This is a genomic window from Micromonospora echinofusca, from assembly GCF_017614955.1.
Taxonomy (GTDB): Bacteria; Actinomycetota; Actinomycetes; order Mycobacteriales; family Micromonosporaceae; genus Micromonospora; species Micromonospora echinofusca_A.
Genome location: NZ_WVUH01000342.1, coordinates 1 through 7,494 on the forward strand (window position 1 = coordinate 1; position 7,494 = coordinate 7,494).

The window sequence follows — 7,494 nt, forward strand, 5'->3', positions numbered from 1 at the left end:
GACCGGCCCCGACCCGCCCCGGATACCGGACACCCGTGACGCCCGGACACACACCACACACCCCTTCCCGCGACGAAGAAAATCTTCAAATCTGTCATTGACCTCCGTGGATTTCTGCCAGAATAATGAGCGCTGATATCGATATCTGTCGTTGTCTATCGCGGCGGAAGGAGCAGCAATGGCTGCATTCACCGGCGAGATGTCCTGGTTCTGTTGCGGCAACGCCTGGGGACCCTGTGGCTCCACCGGGAAGGGTGCCTGCGGCACCTGCAACTCCGGTAACTACCAGCACGCCTGGCCCAACGCCTCGGACGCCTGTTTCTCCATCACCCGACCGGATGCCTGCGGGATCACCGGCATGACCCGGCGGACCTGCGGATTCGTGCACTACACCACGAACCTCTGCAACGGGGCGCGGGTGGGCACCTCGATCGCCGACTGCGGACCGCAGACCGACCTGTGGTGCGGCGAGCGCACCTGCTGCGGGTCGGCCTGTGGCACCAACCGGATCATCGACCTCACCCCGGCGGCGTACAGCGCGATCGCCAGCCTGTCCACCGGCGTCCGTCCCGTCTCGGTCAGCGCGTAGAGGGGGTTCCGTCATGGCCACCACGATCGACCGTCGCCGGCTGCTCAGCACCGCCGTACTCGGCGGAGCCGGCATCGTCGGCGCCACCGCGCTGGGCTCGCTGGCCCCGGAGACCGCCCTGGCCGCCGAGCCGGTACCGGTCGCCCCGGGCACGCCCGACCCGAACTTCGCCGAGGGTCGCGTCACCAGCATCACCGGCACGATGCTGCTGGTGACCGGATCCGACACCACGCTGCACCGGATCCGGATCACCTCCGGCACCAGTATCTGGAAACTGCATCCCACCACGTTCGACCGCGTGGAGAAGGGCGACGGCCTCTACGCCCGGGGCGTCCGGCTGCCGGACGGGACGCTGGCCGCCGACTCGCTGTGGGTGAACATCGTCAACCTCCAGGGGCACATCGCCGCGATGGGGCGCAACGTGCTCCACCTGGACCACCGGGGCCGGCGGATCGTCGGGCACATCGTGCCCGGCACCACGGCAGCGGTCTACAACGGCACGCCGGCGGTTTCCGACGTCTCGCTGCTGCGGGTCGGCCGGCACGTGCAGGTGATCGGCGCCTGGCACCCCGACACCAACGAGATCGACATCGCGACCGTCTACGCGGCCGCCTGAGAAGTTCCGACGCACGGCTCCGGGCGGGTGCCCCGGCATCCGCCCGGCCCGGTGGCTCCACCTGACTCCGCTGGCTGAGGAGGACGCACGATGATCGAGTTGACGGCGGCCCTGCAACCACTGCTGATCGGTGCGGTGCTGATCTGGTCCGCGCGGGTCAAGCTGATCGGCCGGCACGCGGCGGTCAACGCCCGCCGGTCGGCCCTGGCGGGTCCGCTCGGTGAGCAGCGCGCGGTGACCGCGTACCGGCTGCTGGGCCTGGTCGAGCTGGTCCTCGGCACCCTGCTGGTACTGCCCCCCGCCTCCCGCGCCGAACTGGTCGCGGCGACCGTCCTGGCCGCCGCGTTCCTCGGCTACCTGGTCTACTCCCGCACCACCGCACCGGATGCCTCCTGCGGCTGCCTGAGCGCCCAACGCACCCCGGTGACCGCGCGCAGTTTCGTCCGGGCCGGGGTACTGCTCTCCGGCGGACTCCTGGCCACGGTCGTCGACCCCGGCCACTGGCTGGACGCGGTCACCGCCGCCCCGGCCGGGTCGCTGGTGGTCGTACTCGTCGGCGCAGCGGTGGTGGTGGCCCTGTCACCGGAGTGGGACCGGGCGTGGCTGCTGCCGCTGCGCCGGCTCCGCGCCCGGCTGACCCACCCGCTGGCCGGCGGTACGGGCGTTCCGCTGCTGGCCAGTGTCCAGCAGCTCCAGCTCAGCGCCGCCTACCGGCAGGTGGCCGCACTGATCAACTCGGACGTGCGGGACCACTGGGAGGAGGAGGACTGGCGGATGGTCTGCTACTCGGCCCGCTACCAGGGGCGGCCGGCGACTGCGGTGTTCGCCGTGCCCCGCTCCCGGCACCAACCGGACGAGGTCCGGGTCGCCCTGGTCGACGACCTCACCGGCACCAGTCTCGCCGCCCTCGGCGCCACCGTGGACACCGCTGGTCGCCGCCGGCCCGACCACCCGGTACCCGGTGCCGGGTCCGCGACCACCGGCCCGGCGTACGCCGGCTGACCCGCCCGGCGCACCCCGCCTGCCACCCGGGACGGGCGGCAGGCGGGGTGACCACAGGGCTACCTCCGGGGTACCCCGGGAGCCGGCGCGTAGCCGGCGGACCGGGTGGTGAACGTGCCCCGCCCCTGGGTCCGGCTCCGCAGCCGGGTCGCGTACCCGAACAGCTCGGCCAGGGGCACGGTCGCGGTGACCACCACGGCGTCCGCCCGCAGTACCGAGCCGGTGACCTGTCCCCGGCGGGCCGCCAGATCACCGAGCACCACACCGACGGCGTCCTCCGGCACGGTGACGGTCACCTCGACCACCGGTTCCAGCAGGACCATCTCGCTGACCCGCAGGGCCTCCCGCAGCGCGAGCCGTCCGGCGGTCCGGAACGCCAGCTCCGAGGAGTCCTTGACGTGGGTCGCCCCGTCGGTCAGGGTGACCCGGACGCCGGTCACCGGGTGTCCGCCCAACGGTCCCTCCGCCAGGGCGTCCCGGCAGCCGGCCTCCACCGCCCGGACGTACTCCCGGGGCACCCGGCCCCCGACCACGGTCGAGACGAACACCAGGTCCCCGTCGCCGGAGCCCGCCGGCAACGGCTCGACGTCGAGCATGACGTGGGCGTACTGGCCGGCGCCGCCGTCCTGCTTGACGTGCCGGTAGAGCAGCCCCGACACCCCGCGCACCACCGTCTCCCGGTAGGCCACCTGCGGCCGGCCCACGGCGACCTCCAACCCGTGGGTACGACGGATCTTCTCCACCGCGACCTCCAGGTGCAGCTCGCCCAGCCCGGACAGCACGGTCTGGCCGGTCTCCGGGTCGGTACCGACGGTCAGCGACGGGTCCTCCTCGACCAGGCGGGACAGCGCCGAGGCCAACCGGTCGGTGTCGACGCCGCGCCGGGCCTCGACCGCGACACTCACCACCGGCGTCGCCACACCCGCCGCCTCCAGCAGCAGCGGGGCGTCGGGGGCGCAGAGCGTGGCCCCGGTACCGGCGGCCTTCACTCCGACGACCGCGACGATGTCACCCGCCGAGGCCGACCCGACCTCGGTGTGCCGGTCGGCCTGGACCCGCAGGATCCGTCCCACCCGCTCGGTACGGCGGCTCCCGGCGTCCAGCACCGTCGCCCCCTTTCCGATCGTTCCCGAGTACACCCGCAGGTAGGTCAGCCGGCCGCCGCCGGTCGTGGTCACCTTGAACACCAGTGCCGCGAACGGTGCCGCCGGGTCGGCGGCCCGTTCCTGCACACCGCCGACCCCGGTACCCCGCACCGGCGGTACGTCCGACGGGGCGGGCAGGTAGTCGACCACGGCGTCCAGCAGCGGCTCGATGCCCCGGTTGCGGTACGCGGAACCGCACAGCGTCACCACCCCGGTGCCGGTACGGGTGATCTCCCGCAGGGCGCCGACCAGCGTCGAGTCGGTGACCGACGCACCGGCGCAGAACTCGTCCAGCGCCGCCGGATGCCGCTCGGCCACCGCCTCCTCCAACAGCCGTCGGCGGCGCCGCGCCTCGTCGCGTAGCCCGTCCGGTACCGGCTGCTCCACCGGCGACGGAGCGTCACCGGACCAGACCAGCGCCCGCATCCGGACCAGGTCGACGACGCCGGTGAACCCGTCCTCCCGACCGATCGGCAGGTGGACCACCAACGGGGTCACCCGTAACCGGTTTCGGATCGACGCCACGACCACGTCGAGGTCCGCGCCGGCCCGGTCCAGCTTGTTGACGAACGCGATCCGGGGTACCCCGTACCGGTCGGCCTGCCGCCACACCGACTCGCTCTGCGGCTCCACCCCCGCGACCCCGTCGAAGACCGCAACCGCGCCGTCGAGTACCCGCAACGAGCGTTCCACCTCGTCGGCGAAGTCGACGTGTCCCGGGGTGTCGATCAGGTTGAGCCGGTGGTCCCGCCAGGTGCAGCTCACCGCCGCCGAGAAGATGGTGATCCCCCGGTCCCGTTCCTGGGGGTCGAAGTCGGTGACGGTCGTACCGTCGTGCACGTCCCCCCGCTTGTAGGTGCTGCCGGTGGCGTACAGGATCCGTTCGGTGGTGGTGGTCTTACCGGCGTCGACGTGCGCGAGGATGCCGAGGTTACGCACCCGGGCCAGCGGGACCTGGGCAGGGTGGGGCACGGTGCTACGCATGGTGAGGGGCCTTTCGTGGCGTGCGGGAACAGACGACACGAGGTCCGGACGGAAACCTGGCCGGGGCAGCCGACCGTCGACCCGTACCGTGGCACAGGTCAGGGCGCTGCCCGACCGGTCAGCTCAGGACCGGCCGGTACGGCGGCTCAGAGGTTCGTCACGGACGTCCGGCGACAGCCGTACCGCTGACACCGGACACCGGCCGAGACACCAGAATCACCTCGTGCCGCGACGCGGGAATCACCACAGCGGTGCGGTACCGCACGGCCGGCTCCCCTCACTGGTCACGGTGCGCCCCGCGACGAACGGCCGGGCGCTCAAGGCTGTCGACAACTATAGATCGCCGTCCCGGCGCCACAACCGGTTTTCCGCCCGGCCGACGGTGCCCCCGGATGCCCGGCCCGGTCAGGTGCAGGCCGGGATGCCCAGCCGGACCGCGCCCGCCTCGTCCTGCGGCAGGTCGGTGTACAGGTTGGACACCCAGAGGTCGTTGTCGAGCCGGTTCCAGATGGCACTCCGCGCCCCGGTGGCCCGGTCGGTGATCATTCGCCCCTGCCGTTCCTGACACACAACGTGCAGCGGATCGTCCAGGAAGTACGATCGCTCGGCCCGCCGGTCGTCCGCACCGGTGAACGGCCCCCGGTAGGCGAACGTACCGCTCGGGGCGTTGGCGATCCGCGCCGGCCAGGAACGGGTGCCAGCCGAACCGGTGACCCCACCGGAACCGGTGGCACCCACCGCCGCACCGGGTCGTTGCGCGGGGACCTCCCCTCCGGGCTCGCGCGAGATCCAGAGGACGAGAGCGCCGACCAGCAGCACGGTGACCGCGACGGCGACGGGCTTCCGGTGGTTCACGATCCTGGCGAGAAGCATCCGCAGGCCCGCCGGCAGCCGGGCGACGCCGCCCGACCCGCCGGGTGCGGGGTGTCGGTCCCCGGCCAGGGGCGCGAGCAGCGTGACGACCGCGACAGCTCCGCCGATGCTACCGAGTACCCAGCTCGCGGCCTCCACCCCGGCGGCACCCCACACCACCGCGATCAGCCCCAGCACGACGCCGACCGATACGACGGCGATGCCCGCCACCTTCGTCATACGACAATTCTGTTGGCGTACCCACCCGGAGGAGAAGGGGAAACGCCGGACCGTGCGGCTATCTGAACCCACGGTGACCGGGCAGGCCTGCGGACCGCCCGGTCAGCCCTTCCCGGCGACGTCGACGACCGACCGGTAGTGCGCCCACTCGGCCGCCAGCACCGCTTCAGCCGACAAAGCGGCGCCCCGGTGACCGACCCCGTCGAGCAGGACCAGTTCGTGCCGCACCGCCTGCCGGTCCAGTTCCGCCGCGAGCCGGCGCACGTCGTCGACCGCAGCCACCTCGTCCACGGAGCCGTGGACGAGCAGTACCGGTTGCCGGATGTCCGCCGCCCGGACCCGGCCGGATCCGCTGTCCAGCCGGACGGCGTGTGCCCGGTGGAACCGGGGCGCCGCCGCGGCCCACCGGTCGGGATCCACGATCGCCGACACCGCGGTGGCCGCCGCGAACGGCGTGTCCCCGGCAACCGCACGCAGTGCGGTGTACCCGCCGACGCCGGTCCCCCGGACGAAGACCTGTCCCGGTACCGCCGCACCCGCGTCGACCAGGTACCCGGCCACGGCCCGGCAGTCGTCGACGTCGTCGACACCCCACCGACCGTGCAGCGCCTGGCGGAACGCCCGACCGTACCCGGTGCTCCCGGTGTGGTCCACGTCGACCACGGCGTACCCGCGAGCGGTGAAGAACCGCGTCGACGCGTCCGGGCGGAGCTGGCAACCGGCGGTCGGACCGGGATGTACCCGCACGATCACGGGTGCCTGCCAGCCGGGTGCGGCCCCGACCGGCGGGTGGAGCAACGCCGTCACCACACGGTCGTTCCCGACCGGTACCCGCAGCGGCACCGGCCTGGGCACATCCGGTCCGGCAGGCGGAACCGGCGGCACCGGGGTCAGCGCCTCGACCTGCGGTACGGGGCCGTCGAAATGCACCAGGGCCACCTGCTGCGGGACGTCCGGTGCCGCCCCGATCACCGCCACCCCGTCCCCGTGCACGGCGAGGTACGGCTTGATCGACGTGTACGGCAGCTGCACGTCCTGTACCGCGCCGTCCGGGCCGGTCATTACCAGCCGGTACTGCGGGCCGTCCTGCACCACCATCACCACGCGGCCGTCGGGAAGAATCTCGTACGAGGCGTACCCGAGTTCCCCGGGTGCCGCCGCGACCTCCGCGGCCATCGGTGCCACCGCGACGACCGAGGTCCCGTCCCAGCGGTAGAGGTTCCACCAGCCGCTGCGGTCGCTGAGGAAGTACAGTGCGCCGTCCGGCCCCCAGCGGGGCTCGATCGCCGACTCGTCCGGGCCGCCCGCGAGCTTCACCGGATGACCGATGAGGTCACCCGGGTCGTACGCCGCCACCCACAGTTCGCAGCCATCCCACGGCATGTCCCGTTTGCTCCACCAGCACCAGGCCAGCAGACCAGGTCCGGGGCGGGGCGCACCGAAGAACCCGGACGACTCGGCCAGGGTGCGCGGCTGTGCCGCTCCGGTCGTCGGCACGGCCACCAGGGCGTCCGCGTCGTCCGACTCGCACACGCCCAGCAGTTCCCCTGCTCCGGGGGTCAGGTCCGCGAAGGAACCGGTGGCCACCGCGACCGCCTGCCCGTCGGGTATCCGGTACAGAGCGTCCCGGCCGGCGAACCACAGCTCGTCGCCGAGCACCGCATAGTTACCGCCACCGTGCGTGTGTACGGCACTGATCCCGGTGGGGCCGGGTGGTGTCAGATCGACCGGCCCGGTGTCCGGACGCCACCGGACCAGCACCTCCGCGTCGACGCCGGGCCGGCTCTCCAGCCAGTAGAGTGCTCCGCCGGTGGAGCGGAGCTGGTCGTAGCCCACCAAACCGCCACCGCCTCCTCTGTCGGATCATCCGCCGGGGTCTACCCATATGCAGATACAGGTGTGGGCCACCCCCAAACGGGGTGGCCCACACCTGTGAAGATGTCCGGCGGCGTCCTACTCTCCCACACCCTCCCGAGTGCAGTACCATCGGCGCTGGAAGGCTTAGCTTCCGGGTTCGGAATGTAACCGGGCGTTTCCCCTCCGCCATGACCGCCGTAACCCTATCG

Annotated in this window: 6 protein-coding genes and 1 rRNA gene; 3 read left to right on the forward strand and 4 right to left on the reverse strand. The window is 72.4% G+C overall.

The annotated features are described in order from the left end of the window. Positions 1 to 178 precede the first annotated feature (178 nt). From GSF22_RS27720 to GSF22_RS27730, 3 genes are all read left to right on the forward strand, one after another. Positions 179 to 589 carry a hypothetical protein gene (locus GSF22_RS27720; RefSeq protein WP_208816684.1) on the forward strand — a complete coding sequence of 137 codons (411 nt, stop codon included), beginning with the start codon at positions 179 to 181 and terminating at the stop codon, positions 587 to 589. Positions 590 to 602: 13 nt separating this feature from the next. Then, positions 603 to 1,205, forward strand: a complete 603-nt coding sequence (locus GSF22_RS27725) for a cell wall protein (RefSeq protein WP_208816685.1) — start codon at positions 603 to 605, stop codon at positions 1,203 to 1,205. Positions 1,206 to 1,295: 90 nt separating this feature from the next. Continuing rightward, complete coding sequence (locus GSF22_RS27730; protein WP_208816686.1) at positions 1,296 to 2,207, forward strand: MauE/DoxX family redox-associated membrane protein; 912 nt, start codon at positions 1,296 to 1,298, stop codon at positions 2,205 to 2,207. A 59-nt stretch (positions 2,208 to 2,266) separates the two neighbouring features. Here GSF22_RS27730 and fusA read toward each other — a convergent pair whose 3' ends face one another. The 4 genes from fusA to rrf all read right to left on the reverse strand — a co-directional run bounded on the left by fusA (position 2,267) and on the right by rrf (position 7,485). Next, positions 2,267 to 4,336: an elongation factor G gene (fusA, locus tag GSF22_RS27735; RefSeq protein ID WP_208816687.1), complete on the reverse strand. Its 2,070-nt coding sequence runs from the start codon at positions 4,334 to 4,336 to the stop codon at positions 2,267 to 2,269. Between the two features lie 405 nt (positions 4,337 to 4,741). Beyond that, positions 4,742 to 5,428 (reverse strand): hypothetical protein, encoded by a 687-nt coding sequence (locus GSF22_RS27740; protein WP_208816688.1) that lies wholly within the window; start codon positions 5,426 to 5,428, stop codon positions 4,742 to 4,744. A 102-nt stretch (positions 5,429 to 5,530) separates the two neighbouring features. Next, positions 5,531 to 7,264, reverse strand: coding sequence for a S9 family peptidase (locus GSF22_RS27745; protein ID WP_307804381.1), 1,734 nt, complete (start codon positions 7,262 to 7,264; stop codon positions 5,531 to 5,533). Between the two features lie 104 nt (positions 7,265 to 7,368). Then, positions 7,369 to 7,485, reverse strand: a 5S ribosomal RNA gene (gene rrf / locus GSF22_RS27750). Between the last annotated feature and the right edge of the window lie 9 nt (positions 7,486 to 7,494).

Coding starts and splice junctions, on each gene's coding strand:
- GSF22_RS27720 (WP_208816684.1), top strand. CDS start 179: ATGGCTGCATTCACCGGCGAGATGTCCTGGTTCTGTTGCGGCAACGCC.
- GSF22_RS27725 (WP_208816685.1), top strand. CDS start 603: ATGGCCACCACGATCGACCGTCGCCGGCTGCTCAGCACCGCCGTACTC.
- GSF22_RS27730 (WP_208816686.1), top strand. CDS start 1,296: ATGATCGAGTTGACGGCGGCCCTGCAACCACTGCTGATCGGTGCGGTG.
- fusA (WP_208816687.1), bottom strand. CDS start 4,336: ATGCGTAGCACCGTGCCCCACCCTGCCCAGGTCCCGCTGGCCCGGGTG.
- GSF22_RS27740 (WP_208816688.1), bottom strand. CDS start 5,428: ATGACGAAGGTGGCGGGCATCGCCGTCGTATCGGTCGGCGTCGTGCTG.